Genomic DNA, 20,508 nt, shown 5'->3' with positions numbered 1-20,508 from the left:
GTTGGAAGTCATCGTGCATGTACAAAGGTTAGCGGCAGCCGGGGCTCAATTTGTCATCGCAACACATTCTCCGATACTGATGGCAATCCCAGGGGCCAAAGTCTATGAGGTGCAAGATGACGGCCTCGCCGAAACCGACTACGATTCGCTCGACCAAGTCGCCATATATAAGCGGGTGCTTAATGATCGCACCCGGTTTGTTCAGTCGCTTACCGCTGATGAAACGCCCTCTCCGTCGCACCGACCATAGGGGCTATATGTCGTTTGCCGTGGAAATTGACTGCTCAACAAACATGGGGTGGCGGCCGTGGTCGCTGGCTATGGCCGGCACCAAGGAGTTGTTCGATAGATGCTCGGGCTACATCGGAATCGAGCAGGACGAGCGCGCCGATTGTAGCGCCAGCTTCTGTTAGTCGAGGCCATCTCCAACGTTGCACAAACGCCGAGCCGGTACTTCAAGCTATCCGTACGGGGATCGACTTCGCTCCCGGCACTTTGCTTTCCTTAGCGTAGTGCCACAGCGGCAGCAGGACGTTGCATTCAGGGTAGTAACCGGCAATGCACCCTTCCGGAATTTCATACGCCTTGATTTCCAGCCCGTCGAGGCGTCGATCGATGCCATCGTTCGCGATCGTCTGCAACGTAATTTTCTGCCCTTCGCTCAGGTGACGCTTCTCGATATCGGCCTTGTTCATCAGAATGACCATGCGCGTGCCCTTCACGCCACGGAAGCGATCACCGACGCCGTAGATCGTCGTGTTGAACTGACTGTCGCTGCGAAGCGTCATCAGACGCAGCGCATCAGGCGCTTTGGCGGACATGTCCGAGTCTTCGTCCAGCGATTCCGGAACGAGGAATTCGGCCTTCCCGGACTTCGTCTTCCATTTCCGTTCGCGCGCAGCGAGCGGGCGGTGAAAGCCCCCCGGTGTCCACATGCGCGCATTGAAGTCGTGGAATATGTCAGGGTACGTCTTCGCGATCTCTTCGCGCACGAGGGCGTAGTCGTCACGCCACGCGTCCCAGTCCACGGTCGAGCGCTCGCCAAGCGTCGCCTTCGCGATACCGGCGACGATGAACTGCTCCGGCCGTGCTTTGTCGCTGGCCGGTTCAGTCACCCCTCTCGAGCCATGCATGCATCCGGTGCTGTCCTCCATAGAAACCGCCTGGTCGCCGGCAGGCGTGCGATGGAACTCAATCCGGCTGAGACACGGCAGCACATATGAAACCTCTCCATGCACCAGGTGGCTTCGATTGAGTTTCGTTGCCACATTGACGGTAAGGCGCAATCGGCCCCAGCCCGGCTCGGTTTGGAGACGGTCCGGCACCGAGCGCACGAGGTTTCCGCCAAGATTGAAAACGGCTTTGACGTCGCCCTTCAAGATGGCCTCGAACGCTTCGACGGTGTTGTAGCCTTTTTTCCGTGGGGGCTCGAACGAGAATTGCATGGCGAGCTGGTCGAGCGGTGCGAGCTCCGGTTTTTCCGTGATTCCGACCGTACGCTGGCCTTGGACATTGGAATGGCCGCGGATCGGCGACGGGCCAGCGCCCGGCTTCCCTATGTTTCCGCGCAAAAAAAGAAGATTGCACAGCATCCGGACGTTCTGGACACCCAGACGGTGTTGGGTCAACCCCATCCCGTAGTGGGCGATCACGGCGTTGGCTCGCATATACTCGGCGGCGGCATCGAGGAGCGCGGAGCGTCCTAGTCCGCTAATCGTTTCAATGTCGCTCCATGGCGTTGCGCGCGCATAGGCGGCGAATTCCTCGAAACCCGTGGTGTGTTCTTCGATGAACCCGACATCGATGATCCGAGGCAGGCCTTGCGCTTTTGCGTCATCGTCGGCTTCGATGACTGCTTTACAGATACCGAGCATGGCTGCCGTGTCGCCACCGTTTTTCACTTGGTGATACTGCGTGCTGATCTGCGTGTGCGCGGGCGTCAGCATTTGCACGGGTGATTGGGGATTCGCGAAGGAGACCAGCCCCGGCTCCCGCAGCGGGTTGAACGTGATGATCGGCACACCCCGCCTGCGCGCATCTTGGAGTTGGTGCAGCATTCGCGGGCTGTTCGTGCCGACGTTTTGCCCGAAGAAAAACATGAGATCGGTCTTTTCGAAATCATCCAGCGTGATGGTGCCGACACCTACGCCAATCGCCTCCTTCAATCCGACGCTGGAACTCTCATGACACATATTCGAGCTGTCGGCCAAGTTATTGCAGCCGTACATCCGCGCGAAAAGTTGATACATATACGCGGTTTCGAGCGAAGCACGCCCGGATGCGTAGAAGACGACCTGTTCAGGATCGAGCGCATTCAGTTCTTTACCGATTTCAGCGAACACTTCGTCCCACGTCACTTCTGAGTACTTGTCGGTCGCCGCATCGTACCGCATCGGCGCGGTCAGCCGGCCCGCCTCTTCAAGATCGTGATCGTGCCATCTGAGCAGCGACGAAACCGTGTTCAGCTTGAAAAATTCCGGCGTCATACGCTTCGCCGTCGTGTCCCATGCGGTCGCTTTCGCGCCGCTTTCACAGAACTCGAACACGTGAGGATCCGCCGGTTTCGCCCACGAGCAGCTTACGCATTGGAAACCTTCCGGTTTGTTCTGCTTGAGCAGAATGGCGCTGTCTTTCAGCGGTACCTTTTCCTGCGCCAAAATGCTGGCAACTGCCTTCAGCGACCCCCAGCCACCCGATGAAAACGGATATGACGGGGCTTTCATATCTTTGCTCACGGTCAGTTCCTCCGGAAGAACGGCTTGGCTGAGGCAGCAATTCCCGTTCCGTCAGCTGCTCGTCGTGCCATCCGCACTTGCGGCTCGAGACCTGCAGCGTGCCTTCGGTAAGCAGTGCCGCAGCGCGAGCAGCACAGCGGAAGCGAGCAGCACCGTTGCGACGGGGAACGTCTTAGCCGTGTTCAGCGCGATTTCCCCCGGGCGTTCGCCAACTAGTTGCATTCGGCGCTTGGTCATAGCGGCGCCTAGCGAACGCAGTTCGCTTTTCAGCAAGCGCTCGGCGTCGGGCAGAAGGATCGTCTCCTCATCGGCAACATGATGAACGACCTCACGAATCAACTGATAAAAAAGCCCGTCATAGGCGGCGTCTTCAGGCCCCGTGGCGCGGAGCCTGGCGATCGTCGCGCGCATTTCGTCATGCTGAGGGCGGCTCTTCGCCAGCGTCTCTTCGTTGCCGAGCGCACGCTCCAATGCCGGGTAAAAAATCTCTTCCTCTAGCTGCGCATGGATTTCCAAGGCCGCGCACACACCGTTGACAATTGCGCGCTTGCGCCACCATGGCGTGCAAGCGTGGTAACGGTGCGCCGCCGCGAGCACATGCATGTGATCGAGACGGATCATGGCCGTGATCGACGGCGACAGCTTTGAAGTGTTCTCTGGCATGGCAGTTCTCCTGGTAGCCGGCGCGCGGCGCACGCTCGCTCCACGTGTCTCGGGTTGGAGGGCTACCGCATTGCGCGTGCCAGAGCGCGGCTTATGCGCGATTGAAAAGTAGGTGGCGATGTCGCCGATTTGCGTACCGGTCAGACGCGTGAAGCCCCACATGTATCGCTTCGCATTCGGGTCCGAGCGCGCATGCGATCTTCAGGGCAGTCAGCCGTTGTCGGCGAGCCCGCCGACGAGGCGCTCATGAACGCGGGGTGCGCGATCTACGTGGCCGGCCTGCCTGCAAAAGGCGTCGCGGCCTGCGTTACGTGCCACGGCCAACACGGCGAAGGCACCGAGCAATTTCCCCGCATTGGCGGGCAGCACGCCGATTACGTCATGAAACAACTGGACGTATTCCGCAGCACAACCACACCTCCAACGCGATCCATCCGCCATATGAATGCCCGAGGAGGCTGCATCGGCCGTCGGCTGCCTTGCAGCGTCCTAACATCGCATCGAGCTCAGGCTGGTGGGATTCTTTGATACATGGTCGACAAATCGCAGCAAGAGCGGATTCGTATCCGCTCTTCTCCAGCAAAGCCCCACGGGCCACTTGGACGCTTCGCCCCACAACGGCTGTTGATGAGTATGGTTACCTAGCGCTTCAACGCCATGAAAAGGTAATAACGCAGCGCCCAGCCCGGCCGCTACAACGGCATGAATGGTCGAGATATCGTCGGCATGCTGAACGATGCGCGGCTTGAAATTCGCCAGCGCACACCACTGGCGAATCTGTGCATCCAGTCCCGGCCCGCGGGATGGCGAAAGCGCGACAAAGCCAAGACTGTTCAACGTCGAAAACCGATCCCGGTGAGGCGGCATTGTGCCGAGGGGAAGGACCAGTGACAGCTGCTCCTCGAGCACCTGCATGAAAGACAATTCCCCGATTTCGTCCGGTGCCCGGCAAAAGCCGAGATCGAGCTTGCCATCCAGCAATCGTTGATGTTGCTCGCTCGACGGTAGGTCTTTGAGCGTGATCTGGCTGTCAGGGGCCATGGCCCGGAAGCTGGCGATCAAGCGCGGCGCGATGATAAGTGTCGAGACGCCAAAGCCAATGTCGAGACTTCCGGTGAGGCCGGCCACCGCGCGCTGCATTCGGGTCTCCACATCGTCGCTCAGACGCAGCAACGCGCGCGCCTCCCGTTGCAGGAGCTTACCCAGCGGCGTCAGCTTTGCGCCATGCCGTCCCCGTTCAAACAGCGGGCCGCCGACCGTCGTCTCCAACGCCTGAATCTGCTTTGACAGCGTCGATGCAGTCACGAACAAATTCGCCGCCGCCTTGCCGTAATGGCCGGTATCGGTCAATTGGATGAACGCCCGCAAGAGTTTGATATCCATTCCCGATCTGACACGTTTATGTCGAAAAAGTCATTTTACGAACAGAGGGCCGCATGATCAAATCGTTTTGACTTGTTAAGTGCAGCCGAGATGGCGCTCAGCGCTGAGCCCATAATTATGACCGTCTGCGCCACACCTTTAGCGCCTGAGAATCGGCCAAAGCGATTCGATCTAATTCGCTACGCGAATGTTGATTTAAACGCATTACACGCAATCCGTTTCCAAGTAGACCGCTTCGCCATGGCTATCCCGCTGAATGCTGGGGTTGGCGCGGGTACGGGCGAGGCATTCCATGCCGGAATGTCCGGCTCCAATCGGAAGAACGAACGAAAGGTGATCGAATCATGCCGAACGTTGCTGTACTGACCAATGACCTCCAATATGAATTCACCCATAAGATCTCCAAGGATCCGGAGGAATTGAACCGCTTGATCAAGCAGTTCAATGTTTTTCTGGATGGCATACGTGCCGCCGGGCAGTTGGTCGTCCATCTTCAGCTTATCCATGACCCCGAGGATCCGCAGGTGCAAAGCCGCTACCGGGGCCGCGCCATCCCGGCGATCGCGGGCACGCCGGGCAACCGCCTGATCGAGGACGTGGTACACCCGTCGGACCTCGTGGTGGTGAAGGGGCGCGACAGCGGCTTCTATGAGACGAAGCTCGACGAGACGCTTCGGGCGCGCGGGGTGAAGACGGTGGTGGTCACGGGGCTGCAGACTCATGTATGTGTGCAGACTACGGCGGCCGATGCGTTCTTCCGGGGCTACAAGATCTGGGTTCCCGAGGACGGTGTGTTTTCGCCGAAGCCGGAGGATACGAAGCGGGCCCTCGAGTGGCTGGCAAGTTATTGCGCGATTATTGCGCCGTCGTCGGAGATCCTGGAGCGGCTGAGAGAAAGCGACGATCTGCCCGGTCGCGGTGAGGAGGCGTTGGCATGAGCACGGCCTATTCACCGGCCGGCAGCGGCAATGGCGTTGCACCCGCGCATATCGAGATCTCCGGCGTGGCCGGCGCCGCGCAGCAGGATCCGAACCAAACCGTCGTCCTCGATCACGGCACGGGCGCGAAGCTGAGCCGGGAGCTGGTGGAGCGGATATCCAACACCCTCGGCGACACTTACCTCGGAACGATGGAAGACAGCGCCGTGCTGGACCTTCCCACTAGCCGGATCGCCTTTACCACCGACTCGTTCGTGGTGACGCCGACTATCTTCGGGAACGGCGATATCGGCAAGATCGCAGTGTGCGGTACCGTGAACGACCTGGCAGTGAGTGGCGCGCGTCCGCTTTACCTGACGCTCAGCCTCATCATCGAGGCCGGGATGGCGATGTCCGACTTGCTGACGATCATCGCGTCCGTGCGCGACACGGCCCGGCTGGCGGGCATCAAGATCGTCGCCGGCGATACCAAGGTCGTCCGTAAGGGCGATGCCGACCAGATCTTCATCAACACGGCCGGCGTCGGCGTCCTCGAGCGGCCGGCGGTGTCCATCCGGAACGTCCGCCCCGGGCAGAAAATCCTGCTGAGCGGGTACATCGGCAACCATTCGATCCACCTGCTCTCGATCCGGGAGGGGCTCGGTTTCGATCGCAATGTGCTGAGCGACTGCGCGCCGCTCAATCACATGGTGGATAAAGTCTTGAGCAGGGTACCCGCAGGCAAGATCGCTTCGCTGCGCGACGTGACCCGCGGCGGCCTGTGTGCCGTATTGCACGAGCACGCACGGGCGGTCAACTGCACGGTGCGTTTCGAGCGGAACGCGCTGCCGGTCTTGCCGGAGGCTGCGATGGCCGCCGACATGCTGGGCATCGACGTGATCCACCTTGCCAATGAAGGCTGCCTGTGTCTTTTTGTCGAGCCCGATGTGGCGGACGAAGTCCTTGCCATCCTGCGTGACGATCCCGACGGTCGGAATGCGGCTGTCATCGGCGAGGTCGGGCCGGCCACCGGGCCCGAGGTCCGAATGGTCCAACCGGATGGAACGCAGATCACCATCGAGGAACTCCATGGCGCGGAACTCCCACGGCTCTGCTGATGTGATCGAGACGCTCCACACGCGGCGATTCCGCGTGTGCGGGATCGTGCAAGGCGTCGGCTTTCGGCCTTTCGTCCATCGGCTTGCGCGCGCCTATGGGGCCCATGGCTGGGTGCTCAACGATTCCGAAGGCGTTCTGCTGGAGCTGCAGGCGCCGGCGCAGGCTATCGACGGTTTTATCGACGAGCTGATTTCCCGGCCACCGCCTCTCGCACGGATCATCGATGTGCGGGAGGTGGTGCGAGACGAGCCAGCGCTACGCTACGAAGGGTTCGAGATACGCAAGAGCCGCGACCTCGCGTACATGGACACCATTGTTCCGCCCGACTCGAATGTCTGTGATGATTGCCTGCGTGAGATGCGCGATGCCGGTGACCGCCGGCACCGATATGCGTTCATTAACTGCACCCATTGCGGCCCGCGTTATTCGATCATCAATGGCATGCCGTATGACCGCGCTCAGAGCACGATGCGCGCATTCACCATGTGTCCGGCCTGTGATCGCGAGTACCACGACATCGAGGACCGCCGATATCACGCGCAGCCGAATGCCTGCCCGGCTTGCGGGCCGCAATTGCAACTCGTCGATCGTCACGGCGCACGGGTGAAGACCGGCGACGTGGTGCGCGATGCGATCGCGAAGCTGCGCGACGGCGCAATCCTCGCGATCAAGAGTCTGGGCGGCTTTCATCTCGCCGTGGACGCCACCAACGAAGCGGCGGTGCGCGAGTTGCGCAGGCGCAAGCGGCGCGATGCCAAGCCGTTCGCGGTCATGGTCGTTGACTGCGAGTCCGCTGCGCGATGGGCGTACGTCAATGCGCGCGAGCGGGAGCTGCTGGAGAGCGTGCAGCGTCCTATCGTGCTGCTGCGAAAGCGCTCGGAAACGCTGCCCGAGGCGATCGCCCCGCGTAACCCCAATCTCGGCGTGACGCTGCCGTCCACGCCGCTGCAATATCTGCTGCTCGAGGATCCCGCACTGCCTGCACTGATCATGACGAGCGGGAACCTCTCCGGCCACCCGATCGTGTACGAGAATCAGACGGCACTCGAGCAACTGCGGGACATCGTCGACTACTTTGTCCTGAACGATCGCGACATCCGCATCCGGGTGGACGACTCGGTCGCGCGCGTGATCGTGCGCGAGGGCAAGGACGAGCCGTTGATGTCGTTCATGCGGCGCTCGCGCAGTTACGCGCCGTATCCGATCCATCTGCCGTATTCGGTGGGATCGGTCGTGGCGCTCGGCGCCGAATTGAAGACCACCGTCAGCATCGGAAAGGGAAATCAGGTTTTCGTCAGCCAACACATCGGGGACCTGAAGAACGATACGACGTTCAAGTCGCACGTCGATTGTGCGAGGCACCTGCAAAAACTGCTGTCGGTCGAGCCGGACACGCTCGCCTGCGATCTGCACCCGGCATTTCGATCGACGCGGGCGGCCATCGAGCAACGCGCCATGCGCGTCGTGCAGGTTCAGCATCACCATGCGCACATGGTCTCGTGCATGGCGGAGAACGGGCTGTCGGGCAAGACCATCGGGGTGATCTTCGACGGTGCCGGGTATGGCACCGACGGCACCATCTGGGGCGGCGAGTTCCTGCTCGGCGATGCAACGGGTTTCGAGCGCGTGGGCCATTTGCGCCCGATGCTGCTGCTGGGCGGCGATCAGGCCGTCAAGGAGCCGATTCGTGTCGCCATGTCTCTGCTGGTGGAAACGTTCGGCGATCGCGCCGCCGAGATCGACGTGCCGGCCGTCCGCAGCCTGCCCGAGCAGCGGCGCGAGGTTTTCACCAGGATGGCGCTGCGCAAGATCAACGCCGCCACCACGACCAGCATGGGCAGGCTGTTCGACGGTATTTCGGCGCTGATGGGCATCTGCGGGCAGATCGAGTACGAGGCGCAGGCGGCGATCGAGATGGAGGCTCTGCTGCAGCGAGACTTTCGCCTCGCCGAGCCGTTCCCGTACACGATCGATCAACAGGGCGATTGCCTCGAGATCGACTATCGTCCGCTTGTCGACGAACTCGTTCGATTGCTTAAATGCGCCGATATCGATCGCTCGTGGCTGAGCCGACGCTTTCACTCCACCGTCGTGGACATGATCGGCGAAACGTGTTCCCGGCTCGTCAGGCGATTCGGTGTCGAGCAGATCGTCATGAGCGGCGGGGTATTCAGCAATGAGTTTGTGCTGGCGAACGGACTCGGGCGTCTCGAGTCGCTCGGATTCAAGCCTTACTGCCATCAACTGGTGCCGACCAATGACGGCGGCATTTCGCTCGGTCAGGTTGTCGTTGCGGCGGCGCACACGAATGTCGTGGGAAAGAACGGAATAGGGGAGGCATAGATGGGCAAAGAGGCAGAAGAGGTAGGAGAGGCGGAGAAGATCTCTGCCATCCTGTTTGATATGGATGGCGTGTTGATCGATTCGGCGGCGGTGATCGAGCGCGCGTGGAGTGAAGCAGCGCAGCAGTTCGGGCGCCGCATCACAGCCGATGATTTGCGCAACCACATCCATGGCCAACCGGGGCCACATACCATCCGTGCGCTGTTTCACGATCTTTCGCGAGCCGATCAGGAAAAGGTCCAGGCGCATGTCATGCATGTCGAAAATACCGCCGACTACGCGCCGATCCGCGGTGTGGAGCGCCTCATTGCGCATCTTCATGGGGCCGGCGTGACGATCGGCATCGTGACGAGCGGATGGCGATCCAAGGTCGATCGCGTGATCGCGTTGCTCCGGGCCGAGTCGTGCATTTCGGTGATCGTCGAGCGCAACGATGTCACTCGCGGAAAACCTTATCCGGATCCGTATCTGCTCGCTGCGGAACGCCTTAACCTGCCGTCATCGAAGACCTTGGTTTTCGAAGACGCGCCTAGCGGCGTGACATCCGCCGTGACAGCCGGTGCCTATTGCGTCGGTATCGGTGAAGCAGATCTGCTGCGCAGCGGCGCAAAAATCACGATTCGGGATTTCGAAGGCGTAAAAGTGCAGGAGCACCCCAACGGCCCGATGCTTTCATGTCGTCCGGGGCATCGGCTTTTTGTGGAGCGACGGTCTGTTCGTGTGTGATGTTAACCAGACGCACACACACTCTTCACCACTCAACCCGTTGCATGATTCGTGCTTGCGCCGACACTCGGAAAACCGCGGAATGTCTGATTCGATTACCCATACACGCTGGGCCTGGCGTACGTGGCATCCCACCGCCGTCATGTTTTTTGCGAATGGCGCCCTCATCGGTATGTGGGCGACGCAGATACCGGCATTCAAGGAAAGGCTCGGGCTCGAACCGCTTGCGCTTAGCCTTGTCCTGCTGACCCTCGCTGGCGGGACGGCTTTAGCGATGGCGTGCAGCGTCTGGCTGATCCAGCGGTTGGGTGTCGTCGGATCGATTCGCGTCAGCGCCACGTTGTATTGCGGCTTCGGCATTCTCATTCCGCTGGCGCCGAGCGCTGTCACCCTCGCGATGGTGGCGCTGCTGTTCGGCGCCGCGGGCGGTACGATGAATGTGGCCATGAATGCGAATGCGAGCGATGTCGAACGGCGCTCGGAGCGTCCCTATATGTCGTCCTTCCATGGCATGTGGAGCCTGGGCGGCTTTGCTGGCGCGGGTGCCGGGGCGCCGCTGCTGCGCACCTTTTCCCCGGCAATCGAAGCGCTGATCGTTTCGGTCGCCATCTTCGGTCTTTTTCTATGGGCGCAACGCGGGCTCGTATCCAGCCGGCAACCGGCGGCTACCGGCCACGCAGCGGGGAAGGCGAGGCTTGCTGTGACTCGTCCCGCCCTCGTCCTGGGTGTCATGGCGATTTTTGCCTTTTCGTGCGAAGGCGTCGTGCTCGATTGGGCCGCGGTGTATATGAAGCAGACACTGGGCGCGGATAGCAACCTTGCCCTGATGGGCTACACCGCCTTTGCGTGTTCGATGGCAATCGTTCGTTTCGCCGGCGATTCGATACGACATAAATTCAGTGCACGGGTGTTGATCGGCATGGGCGGGCTGATTGCGGCATTCGGGCTTGCGATCGGCCCACTCAGCCGGAGCGCCGAGATCATGAACATCGGTTGTGCGATAGCGGGCGCGGGAATCGCGAATGTTGCGCCGGTCCTGTTCAGTCTCGCGGGCGCGAGGGCTCGTCCGGAGGCGCATATTGCCACGGTTTCTACGCTGGGTTTCTGCGGCATGCTGGCCGCGCCCCCCTTGCTCGGCTCAATCGCGCAATATTTTGGGCTGGGCGCGATCTTTTACGCCGGAGCGGCCGCGGTAACCGCTATCGCACTGATTGCCGTGTCGGGGATTGAGCGGGTTCGATAATGCCGTCTCATTGAGGTGTTCGACATTTTCACATAGCAAACTGGCGGCATAGGTTCGGCGGGTCGTCCCTGCCGAATAGGGAAGGTATTGCCGACATTATCGGCGCTACAATGGCGCTCGCCCGTTTGACTGCCTTCGGATTGCCCGCAGTCGAACGTATCGACGCCGGCGCACATGCCGCGATTCTCGAGCCCCTTGCATGACGTTTGGTATTGACGAACTAAAAGAATGAATATTCGCAAGCTCCTTTCCCTGTCTGCTGCCGCAATGCTTTTCTCATGCAGTACCGCATTTGGCACGGTCCTGCAGTATCCATATCCGAATGAAGCGCCCAGCTTCAATTTCCGCGACTATGCGCAAGGCAATCTCGGCATCTTGTCTGGAGACTATGGGCCGCTCACGCTGACGGTCGCGTACCGCGTGCTGACCGGTCATCCGGTGAGCGATGCCGATCTGAAGATGCTGGCGACCGTTCCCACCGGATGGATCGACACCTGGGAGCCGGAAAACCGTTGGAATCAGGCGCGCGATTCAGTGCTCGGGACGAAGGGCGAGCATGGATCGCCGATATCGAGCAATCCGGACGTTCCGTGTCAGGCGGATGCCTTCGATCTGGCGACGAAAGAACTCCAACGGATCTCGGATAAGTTCGGCAGCGCGAACCCGCTTGTGAAGGACTGGGCCACGACGCAGGACGCGGTCTTCGCCGTGTGCGCGGGGAAGGGGACGGCCCTACCGGCGTTGGCCGCGGAGGATGCTGCGGCATGGTTCAAGGATGACCGCCGATATCAACGTGCCGCGGCGCTCTTCTACGCGAAGCGATTCGACGAATCGATCGATCTCTTCGGGCAGATCGCCCAGGATCCGAATTCCCGCTGGCATAGCCTGGCTGGATACCTCGTTCAGCGGGCGAAGTTCGCCAGGGCACAGGCGGCCACTGGAGACGCGCGCGTGCAACTGTTCGCGGAGGCGATTACCGGTATCGACGAAACGAAGGCGCAGGTCCCGGCGCTGCAGGCGAAACGGTTGTCGGACCTTGAACGCCACGTTCGTTACACCGCGAACCCGGAAGACGAACTCCGCGCCATCGAGTCTCGTATCGCGACAGGCGACTGGTCTGCAGACACGGCACAGGATCTGAAAGACTACGTTTTTGCGCTCAACCATGAGCGCCAGGAGAACAGTGAGGTTCTTGGACGGCGATCCGTCATCGAGATTGTGCAGCGAGGGGGGCTCACGGACTGGCTGTACACGATGCAGGCAGGTTCCGACGACAAAACCCAGGGCGAGCGGTTTGCCGGCGCCTTTCAGCAGTGGCAGTCCACCCACTCGGACGCCTGGCTGGTGGCCACTTTCATGACAGCTAAAACGCTTCACGAGATCCCGGCGGAATTGCTCGAGGCAGCTCAGGCGCTGCCGCCGCAGAGCCCGGCGTTTGCTGCAGTCCAGTATCGGTTGCTTTACCTGCGGGACCAGAACGTCCTGCGGCTGCATGCGGCCGGTAAGAATACCGCCGCTCTCGATGCTGCCATCGTGGGCGACGTCTCTGCGCTGCTCGCGCGACATCGCGATCGCTTCCCGGGGCGCGACGTCAACCGGCTTCACCAGCTTTGGGCGGAACATACGAACTCGCCGGCCGCGTTCATGCAGCAGATATGGGTTGCGGCTCCGGAAGAGGCGAAGTTCGCTGCCAATGTGCCCAAGCAGAATACGGCTGAGGGCATCCCTGCCGAGTTTGCCGACGACATGCAGATGCGCATGTCCATCGACCAGTTGATGGTCCTATGGAAGGCCAGCGATACCGGGAACGGGCCCGCGCATGATGCCTTGACGACGATGCTGTGGACGCGCGCGGCACTGCTCGAGCGAGACGACGTGACACGCTTGCTTGCCACCGAGTTCAAGCGGCTTCATCCGAAAGTGGGTGATGCGGTAGATGAATACGTTGATGCCAACGAAGCGAACAAGCCGTACTGGCTGACTGTGGCGTTGCTAAGGGATCAGGAGGGGATGTCCGCCATCCTGTCGGATGGTGGGTGGGTACCGTGGGGCGGAAATCTCGGTCCGTTCGGGCGTTACGCCAACAAGACATCGGATCAGCCATTCCCGTTCGATGCGAGCCACCCCATCCTGTTTCAGAGCGCGTCCGACGTAAAGAAGGCGAAGGCGGAAGTCGACCGGCTCAATCAGCTTAAATCGGGGGTGGGATACATGAGCGACGCGCTTGTCCGTCACGTTCATTTGCATCCTTTCGACATGAGTAATCCCGGCAATCTGGCCGCGTTTGTCGAAACGACCCGCTATGCGGGGGACGCGAAATCGTCGCGTGCGGCATTCCGGCTGCTGCATCGGTTTTACTTCTTCACGCTTGCCGCTCACCGGACGAAGTACTACTTCTGACGGGATGTCTCAAACAATGGCGTCATTCCGGCGTGCGTTCAGTCAACTTACCGGTATGACGCCGGCGGACTACCGGCGCTGGTCGAACGGGCGAAACGCAAGCCCCGCGTACCTTCATGGCCGCGGAGCAGGCAGCAACTGACGCCGCAGCGGGTCGTTCGCGTTTTCGTCGGCACCGCCCCCCGGGCATGGATGGGCAAGCAGATCGCCAGCATCCTGGAACATTCCGAGGCTTTCCTCGCGCCCGGCCCAAATCTCGGCCTCCCCATGCGGTGAATTCTGAACGCTCAGAATCCGTTGGCTGACAACCTATCGTCGTCTTGCCGAAATCACGCTAAATCAATGACTTGGCGGGCTCTGTTCTGGCTGCATCCTTGGCATACCTCTTGCGATTCCAAGCGCCCAACAGGCACCGGACCGTCACATCGAAGTTGATGCTGACGATCCGCACCGACACGTCGAATCAAGGAGACACGTTTTGCAATCGACCTCGCACGCCCCCGGCCAACCACGATCCCTATCCTCAGAGGATTCGCCCAACAAAACCCGTTTCTGGCCAGAAGGCTGGTGGAAGCTGATGGAGTACCGAATCGGCATCATCCCGCTGCCGATCTACTTCATCTTGCTCGCCCTCATCGCGACCTTTGCGATCAAGGGCAAGATCCCCGGTGAAATCTCGATGGCGATTGCCGTCCTCGCTTTCTTCGGTTTCACCTGCGCCGAACTCGGCAAGCGTCTGCCGGTGCTTCGCCATATCGGCGCCGCTGCCATCTGCGCGACCTTCGTGCCGTCGGCGCTCAATTACTATCACTTGCTGCCCAAGGCAGTGCTCGGTCTCACGACCGAATTCACGAAGTCCACTAATTTCCTGTACCTGTTCATTGCGTCGATTATCGTCGGCAGCATCTTGAGCATGGATCGCCGCGTGCTGATTCGAGGCTTCCTCAAGATCTTCCTGCCGCTCGCGGTGGGATCGATCGCCGCCGCGATCGTCGGTACGGCCGTCGGCACGATGCTCGGGCTCGGTGCGCGGCATACGCTGCTGTTCATCGTCGTGCCGATCATGGCAGGCGGTGTGGGCGAAGGCGCGATCCCGCTGTCCGTCGGGTATTCGGAGATTCTGCACTTGCCGCAGGGTCAACTTTTCGCACAGGTGCTTCCCCCGGTCATGCTCGGTAGCCTCACCGCCATCATTCTGTCCGGCGCACTGGACATGCTGGGCAAGCGCTTTCCGCACCTGACGGGGCAGGGACGTCTGCAAGTGGGTGAATCCGAAGAAATGGCCCCGGTCGAAGAAGAGATCACCGGCCATGTCGACGTCACGCATATCGCCGCGGCCGGCATCACGGCCATCACGCTGTACCTTGTGGGCTTGATGTGCCGCGATCTGTTCGGTTTGCCCGCACCGGTGGCCATGCTGTTCCTCGCCGTGCTCGTGAAGCTCGCGCGTGCCGTCTCGCCGCCGCTGCAGGAAGGGGCATTCGTCGTCTACAAGTTCTTCTCGACGGCGGTCACTTATCCGCTGCTGTTCGCGATCGGTGTGGCGATGACGCCGTGGGACAAGTTAACCGCCGCGTTTACGCTCGCCAATACCGTGACGATCGTCGCCACGGTGGCGACCCTGATGGGCACGGGTTTCATGGTCGGCCGCCTGTTGAAGATGTACCCTATCGACGCAGCGATCGTCAACGCGTGCCACAGCGGGCAAGGGGGCACCGGCGACGTCGCGATTCTGACGGCGGCCAACCGGATGCAGCTGATGCCCTTCGCGCAGATCGCAACGCGTATCGGCGGCGCCATCGTGGTCACGCTGACGCTTATCGTGCTCGCGCGTATCGGCTGATGATCGGCCAACGCTTGGTGACGCAAATCTCACGATGGCCCGGCGATGAGCGATGCTTGCCGCGGTTCGTTCAGCGTGCCGCGCATGCGCCTGCATCCGTTCGGTAGGGCCCATCGATGAGGTTGAATTTGCGTACGAGCATAAGAAACAGACGGTTCTGGGGATGGGGAGCGGCAGCGGTTCTGTATTTGGGCGTGACCGCTGCCGCCGCCGAATTCACGTGGAATCGGGCGATCGATGCGCTCGCCGATGTCGGCGAGCATCGGCTCGATCTGTATGCGGCGAGCTTGAAAAGCGAACTCAATCGCTTCGAGACGATGCCCGCCATCGTCGCCCGGCAGGACAGCGTTCAGGCATTGCTGGCCGCGGCGCCCCACGCCTCGGCTCCATTGCAGCATGAGGTCGACACCTATCTCGAAGCGGTCAATCGCGATGCGGGCAGCCTTGCCACGTATGTCATCGATCGTCATGGCGCCGTGATCGCCGCGAGCAACTGGAATCAACCGCGTACCTTTATCGGCACCAATGTTTCCTATCGGCCGTACTTCAAGGATGCACTCGCAACCGGGACGGGGCGCTTCTTCGGCATCGGCACGAATACGGGCATGCCCGGTTTGTACTTCGCGAGTGCGGTGAGGGGCGCAGCCGGTCCATCAACGGGGGCAGTGGCGGTGAAGGTCAGCGTCGATGCGCTGGAACAGGCCTGGCGGATGCCGGGAGAAGCGGCGATGGTGGTCGACGGCAACGGCGTGATCGTCATCTCGACCGCGCCCGGATGGAAATTCATGTCAGTGCGGCCCATCACCGAGCAGCGGCAGCGTGCCATTCAGGCTTCGCAGCAATATGCCGGCCGCGCTGTCGAACCGCTGTCGTATCGCCGCGTCGATGATTGGAAGCGCGATGCGTGGCTCGGAAACTTTCCCGATTGGCGTACCCCCGGCCGTACCGCCCGCTATCTCGTCGTGTCGCGGCCGCTGCCGCAAGCAGGCGATTCGCTGATGGTGCTGCAGGACATCGCCGGCGCCTATCGCCAGGAGCATCTTGCCGTTGCGTTCGTGACGGGTGCATTCCTGATCGCTGCGCTCTATGGGTTATACGCGGGCCAACGGCGCAGGACGATCGCGGAGAAGCTCAAGGCACAAGATGCCCTGCGCCGCGCGAACGACGAGCTGGAATGGACGGTCGCGCACCGCACGGCAGCGCTGACTGCCGCCAACGAAAGAATGCAGCGTGAGATCACCGAGCGCGAATTGACCGAGCAGCGCCTGCGCGATTCACAGCAGGAAGTCGTCCATGCAGGCAAGCTCGCGGTGCTGGGACAAATGGCGGCGGGATTGACACATGAGATCAATCAGCCGCTCGTCGCCATCAGGACACTGTGCGACAACGCTCGGACGTTCTTCGAACGCAATCAGCCGGCGCAAGCCTTCGCCAACCTGGACCGTATCGCACGTCTTGTCGAAAGCATGGCCGTGCTGACGAGCGAGTTGAAAGCCTTCGCGCGCAAGCCGGACGTCGAGCGCGTGGCCGTTTCGCTCAACGAGGTGGTGGCGCACGCGCGATTCATGTATGAAGCGAGGATTCGCGATGAAGCGGTGCAACTCGACGTGAACATCCCATCGGGCACGATGGTATACGCGGAATCGAGCCAATTGCAGCAAGTGATCGTCAATCTGCTCGGCAATGCACTCGATGCGATTCGAGATGCTGAGACGCGCGTCATCCGCATCGAGGCCGTTCAGCCGGATCCGCAGCTGGGCCGTGTGTTGTTCACGATCGCTGACAGTGGCGGTGGGATTGCGCCGGAGGTGCTGGCGCACTTGTTCGAGCCGTTCGTCACGACGAAGCCGCGAGGGCATGGGCTGGGCTTGGGGCTCGCGATCACATCGCGCATCGTCGAAGGCTTCGGGGCGAAGATCTATGGCGCCAACCGCGAGGACGGCGGTGCGCAATTCAGTATCGAATTTGCGGCGGCAACGTCGCAGAGGGCGGAACATGGAAGATGAAATCCGAGTGTTGGTTGTCGAGGACGACGAGAACGTTCGAGTCGGCGTCGAACAGGCCGTGGCGTTGGCCGGATATCCGGTGGCCGCCTACGAATCGGCGAGCGAAGCGCTTTCTCAAGTCGCGCCGGGTGCGCCGATCGTGGTCGTATCGGATTTGCGGATGCCGGGGATGGACGGGATGCAGTTGCTCGAAAGGGTGCTCGCGATCGACGCGCAGATTCCCGTCGTGCTGATCAGTGGACATGCCGATATCTCGACGGCGGTCGGTGCGATGCGGGTCGGCGCCTACGATTTCATCGAAAAACCTTTCTCCTCCGAGCACATCGCCGGCAGGGTAGCCCGTGCGGTGGAAAAGCGCCGCTTGACGCTCGAAGTGCAGGGCCTGCGTGCCGCGCTCGACAACTGGCAGGGAATCGAAGCGCTGGTGCTGGGCAAGTCGCCGGCAATGGCGGAAGTCCGCAAGAAAATCCTGCGGCTCGCGGGTACGTCAGTATCGGTGCTCATCACCGGCGAGACCGGTACAGGCAAGGAACTGATTGCGCGCAGCCTGCACGATTTCGGCGGGCGGCGCGATCGTCATTTCGTCGCGCTGAACTGCGGTGGTCTGCCGGAGCAGATTTTCGAAAGCGAACTGTTCGGTCATGAGGCAGGTGCTTTTACCGGAGCGATCAAGCGACGCGTGGGCAAGATCGAGTGGGCCGACGGCGGGACGCTTTTTCTCGACGAGATCGAAACGATGCCGGTCCCGCTGCAGATCAAAATGCTGCGCGTGTTGCAGGAGCGGACGATCGAGCGGCTCGGGGCGAACGAGTCGATTGCGGTCGATTGCAGGGTGATTGCGGCATCGAAAGCCGATCTCTCCGAGTTGGCGGAAGAGGGCCGTTTTCGCGCAGACCTTCTTTATCGCCTGAACGTCGCGCAAATCGAACTGCCGCCGTTGAGGGAGCGTCGCGAAGATGTGCCGCTGCTCTTCGAGCACTTTGTCCTCGCGGCGGCACGCAAATTCGAGCAGCCCGCTCCGATCGTATCTGCGGCGCAGGTTTCGGAGCTGATGACGCATCAATGGCCGGGCAACGTGCGTGAATTGCAGAACGTGGCCGATCGTTTCGTGCTCGGCCTGACAGGCGATACGCTGCTTGGCACGGGCGGCAGCGGCAGCAAAAGCGGAACGCTGGCGCAGCAGCTTGCGTACTTCGAACGCATGCTGATCGAGGACATGCTGAGGCGGCACAACGGGAACGTGGCGGATGCCAGCGTCGAGCTGGGCATGCCGAAGAAGACGCTTTACCACAAGCTTCGCCTGCTCAAGATCCTTGACCGCGATGCGGGAGGGGACGGGAGCGATCTTTGAGCCGCGTGGTTGGGCGAGGGGAGGGCGAAAGCCGGCGGCGGATGGGTTGACCGCCGCAACTGGAAATCAAAAGCAGAAGCAGTGGATGGGAAGCAGGCGGCGAAGCGTGGAAGAGGTAAGAGCAAGCATGGATCGTAACGATCGGACCGGGCAGGATATCGACGGCTATGTGATCAAAGGCATCACGCATCAAGGGAAGACCTTTCGTCCTGGCGATTGGCCGGAACGTTTGACGGGCGTCATCACGTTGTTCGTCGGAGAGCGGAGGCCTGGTATTCATGTCGCGTGCACGCGGCTAGCGATGCCCGTCATCGACGGCGGCTTGAAATGCGTTTTTGTTTCAGACGCGTTGCGATCGGTCTGCCCGGGGGCGTTCGAGTTCGTCATGCGGTTTGCCGACGACAATGACTTGCTGGTCGAGGCCCGAGCCGGGCGATCGCCATTCGTTCGGCAGTGGGATCGCGCCAAGGAAGCCTGCAGCGCGTAACCCTTCACGTTTGGATCGGACCGCTTAGACGCCCGAGATCCCACTCGCGGCGCATCGGGAGATGGAAGCGCCATACGTAGGGCAGTAGGGCACGCGCAAGTCACGCTGCCCATCAAACCGTCGCATCGCCGAACCGGCTTGTCAGGCGTAGGATGTATGGGTTGATGACCAGATTTCGGGAGGTGCCATGAAAGCCGTCTGTCCGTCGCATGGGCCGACGACCATCGTCGGCACGAACGCCTATGGGTTCCCGATTTACGCATGCTGTTGCGATGATCTGCCCTATGTCCTGCCACCGGATGCCTGCACGAGGGAGCCGATGCGGCGTGGATCCGATCCGCGACAGTCATCCCAGCGGCCAAAGACACAGGAAAAACAGGGCCGGTCGCCGCCCTGACAATATCGCCCCCGCTAAGGACCATGTTCGAAATCAGTCAAATCCGTTGCTTCGTCGCTGTTGCCGAGGAACTTCACTTCAGCCGCGCGGCCGAGCGTTTGAACATGACGCAACCGCCGCTGAGCCGGCAGATTCGCCTGCTCGAACATCAGATCGGCACGCCGCTCTTGGATCGCACGAGCCGCACCGTCCGGCTCACCGCCGCGGGACGTTCGTTCTTGCTGGAAGCCGCGCGGATCCTTCGGCTTGCAGAGGAAGCGGCCTATACGGCACGGCGCGTCGCGAAGGGCGAGACTGGCTTTCTATCGATCGGTTTTACCGCAGCATCCGGCTATGGCCTGCTGCCGGAACTCGTGCGGCTCGTGCATGAGCATTCGCCGGGCGTGGCGCTGACACTCAAAGAACTCGTGAGCCGCGACCAGCTCAAGGCGCTCGCTTCCGGGCAGCTCGATATCGGACTCTTGCGCCCGCACGTCGACAGCGGCGAGCTCGAAACCGCGGTACTCGGTCATGAAAGCCTCGTGCTCGCGATTCCCGAAAGCGAGGCTGCGAATTGGCCGGAGCACCCTGTCGCCGCCGATTTGCATGGCCGCCCGCTTCTCATGTATTCGCCGTACGAGGCCGATTATTTCTACCGGCTGGTGCAGGCCATATTCGATCGGGCGGGCGTCGTGCCGGATTTCGTCGAACATGTCGCGCAGATTCATACGATGTTGGCGCTCGTTCACGCCGGTATCGGCGCAGCGTTGATTCCGGAAGCCGCTACGCGGCTGCGCTTCGAAGGCGTCGTGGGGGGGCGGCGAAAAACCCAAACCCCCCCCCCCCGCACCAAAAAAAAAAAAAGTAAGAGACACCACCAAAAAAACAAAAAAAAAAAAAAAAAAAAACAAAACCA

At 61.1% G+C, this 20,508-nt stretch carries 14 protein-coding genes and 1 pseudogene; 12 read left to right on the top strand and 3 right to left on the bottom strand.

The window, feature by feature from the left end; genetic code table 11:
* Positions 1-250: pseudogene (locus tag ACTHL0_RS02120) on the top strand (hypothetical protein); the annotation flags it as partial.
* A 205-nt stretch (positions 251-455) separates the two neighbouring features.
* Here the strand turns inward: ACTHL0_RS02120 and ACTHL0_RS02115 are convergent.
* The 3 genes from ACTHL0_RS02115 to ACTHL0_RS02105 all read right to left on the bottom strand — a co-directional run bounded on the left by ACTHL0_RS02115 (position 456) and on the right by ACTHL0_RS02105 (position 4,781).
* The gene (locus tag ACTHL0_RS02115; protein WP_440564935.1) at positions 456-2,723 is read right to left on the bottom strand and encodes an FdhF/YdeP family oxidoreductase; all 2,268 of its coding nucleotides are present in this window, start codon (positions 2,721-2,723) and stop codon (positions 456-458) included.
* Between the two features lie 63 nt (positions 2,724-2,786).
* On the bottom strand, positions 2,787-3,398 hold the full coding sequence (locus tag ACTHL0_RS02110) for a hemerythrin domain-containing protein (RefSeq protein ID WP_440564934.1): 612 nt from the start codon (positions 3,396-3,398) through the stop codon (positions 2,787-2,789).
* A 489-nt stretch (positions 3,399-3,887) separates the two neighbouring features.
* On the bottom strand, positions 3,888-4,781 hold the full coding sequence (locus tag ACTHL0_RS02105; RefSeq protein ID WP_440564933.1) for a LysR family transcriptional regulator: 894 nt from the start codon (positions 4,779-4,781) through the stop codon (positions 3,888-3,890).
* Between the two features lie 344 nt (positions 4,782-5,125).
* On the opposite strand from ACTHL0_RS02105, the gene ACTHL0_RS02100 reads away from it, so the two are divergent.
* The 11 genes from ACTHL0_RS02100 to ACTHL0_RS02050 all read left to right on the top strand — a co-directional run.
* Complete coding sequence (locus ACTHL0_RS02100) at positions 5,126-5,719, top strand: cysteine hydrolase family protein (RefSeq protein WP_440564932.1); 594 nt, start codon at positions 5,126-5,128, stop codon at positions 5,717-5,719.
* Complete coding sequence (hypE, locus tag ACTHL0_RS02095) at positions 5,716-6,816, top strand: hydrogenase expression/formation protein HypE (RefSeq protein ID WP_440564930.1); 1,101 nt, start codon at positions 5,716-5,718, stop codon at positions 6,814-6,816. The genes ACTHL0_RS02100 and hypE overlap by 4 nt, the downstream gene beginning before the upstream one ends.
* Positions 6,788-9,160, top strand: coding sequence for a carbamoyltransferase HypF (hypF, locus tag ACTHL0_RS02090; protein WP_440564929.1), 2,373 nt, complete (start codon positions 6,788-6,790; stop codon positions 9,158-9,160). The genes hypE and hypF overlap by 29 nt, the downstream gene beginning before the upstream one ends.
* On the top strand, positions 9,161-9,886 hold the full coding sequence (locus tag ACTHL0_RS02085; protein ID WP_440564928.1) for an HAD family hydrolase: 726 nt from the start codon (positions 9,161-9,163) through the stop codon (positions 9,884-9,886).
* 82 nt (positions 9,887-9,968) lie between these two features.
* A complete protein-coding gene (locus ACTHL0_RS02080) occupies positions 9,969-11,129 on the top strand; it encodes an MFS transporter (protein ID WP_440564927.1) in 1,161 nt (386 codons plus the stop codon).
* Between the two features lie 228 nt (positions 11,130-11,357).
* Entirely contained in the window at positions 11,358-13,529 is a 2,172-nt protein-coding gene (locus tag ACTHL0_RS02075) for a hypothetical protein (protein ID WP_440564925.1), read from the top strand.
* Between the two features lie 478 nt (positions 13,530-14,007).
* Positions 14,008-15,372 carry a 2-hydroxycarboxylate transporter family protein gene (locus ACTHL0_RS02070; protein WP_440564924.1) on the top strand — a complete coding sequence of 455 codons (1,365 nt, stop codon included), beginning with the start codon at positions 14,008-14,010 and terminating at the stop codon, positions 15,370-15,372.
* 116 nt (positions 15,373-15,488) lie between these two features.
* The gene (locus tag ACTHL0_RS02065) at positions 15,489-17,378 is read left to right on the top strand and encodes a sensor histidine kinase (protein ID WP_440564923.1); all 1,890 of its coding nucleotides are present in this window, start codon (positions 15,489-15,491) and stop codon (positions 17,376-17,378) included.
* Complete coding sequence (locus ACTHL0_RS02060) at positions 17,368-18,729, top strand: sigma-54-dependent transcriptional regulator (protein ID WP_440564922.1); 1,362 nt, start codon at positions 17,368-17,370, stop codon at positions 18,727-18,729. Before ACTHL0_RS02065 ends, ACTHL0_RS02060 begins: the two co-directional genes overlap by 11 nt.
* Before the next feature lie 127 nt (positions 18,730-18,856).
* Positions 18,857-19,216 carry a DUF3579 domain-containing protein gene (locus tag ACTHL0_RS02055; RefSeq protein ID WP_440564921.1) on the top strand — a complete coding sequence of 120 codons (360 nt, stop codon included), beginning with the start codon at positions 18,857-18,859 and terminating at the stop codon, positions 19,214-19,216.
* A gap of 420 nt (positions 19,217-19,636) precedes the next feature.
* Positions 19,637-20,508: LysR substrate-binding domain-containing protein (locus tag ACTHL0_RS02050; RefSeq protein WP_440564920.1), on the top strand; the 872-nt coding region annotated here is incomplete at its 3' end.

Source organism: Trinickia sp., assembly GCF_051961175.1.
Classification (GTDB): Bacteria; Pseudomonadota; Gammaproteobacteria; order Burkholderiales; family Burkholderiaceae; genus Trinickia.
Note: the sequence above shows the minus strand (reverse complement) of the source record. Positions and strands in the feature narration are given on the sequence as shown.

Bases quoted from the DNA above. Each gene is read 5' to 3' on its own strand.
- ACTHL0_RS02115 (WP_440564935.1), bottom strand. From the start codon at position 2,723: ATGAAAGCCCCGTCATATCCGTTTTCATCGGGTGGCTGGGGGTCGCTG.
- ACTHL0_RS02110 (WP_440564934.1), bottom strand. From the start codon at position 3,398: ATGCCAGAGAACACTTCAAAGCTGTCGCCGTCGATCACGGCCATGATC.
- ACTHL0_RS02105 (WP_440564933.1), bottom strand. From the start codon at position 4,781: ATGGATATCAAACTCTTGCGGGCGTTCATCCAATTGACCGATACCGGC.
- ACTHL0_RS02100 (WP_440564932.1), top strand. From the start codon at position 5,126: ATGCCGAACGTTGCTGTACTGACCAATGACCTCCAATATGAATTCACC.
- hypE (WP_440564930.1), top strand. From the start codon at position 5,716: ATGAGCACGGCCTATTCACCGGCCGGCAGCGGCAATGGCGTTGCACCC.
- hypF (WP_440564929.1), top strand. From the start codon at position 6,788: ATGGCGCGGAACTCCCACGGCTCTGCTGATGTGATCGAGACGCTCCAC.
- ACTHL0_RS02085 (WP_440564928.1), top strand. From the start codon at position 9,161: ATGGGCAAAGAGGCAGAAGAGGTAGGAGAGGCGGAGAAGATCTCTGCC.
- ACTHL0_RS02080 (WP_440564927.1), top strand. From the start codon at position 9,969: ATGTCTGATTCGATTACCCATACACGCTGGGCCTGGCGTACGTGGCAT.
- ACTHL0_RS02075 (WP_440564925.1), top strand. From the start codon at position 11,358: ATGAATATTCGCAAGCTCCTTTCCCTGTCTGCTGCCGCAATGCTTTTC.
- ACTHL0_RS02065 (WP_440564923.1), top strand. From the start codon at position 15,489: ATGAGGTTGAATTTGCGTACGAGCATAAGAAACAGACGGTTCTGGGGA.
- ACTHL0_RS02060 (WP_440564922.1), top strand. From the start codon at position 17,368: ATGGAAGATGAAATCCGAGTGTTGGTTGTCGAGGACGACGAGAACGTT.
- ACTHL0_RS02055 (WP_440564921.1), top strand. From the start codon at position 18,857: ATGGATCGTAACGATCGGACCGGGCAGGATATCGACGGCTATGTGATC.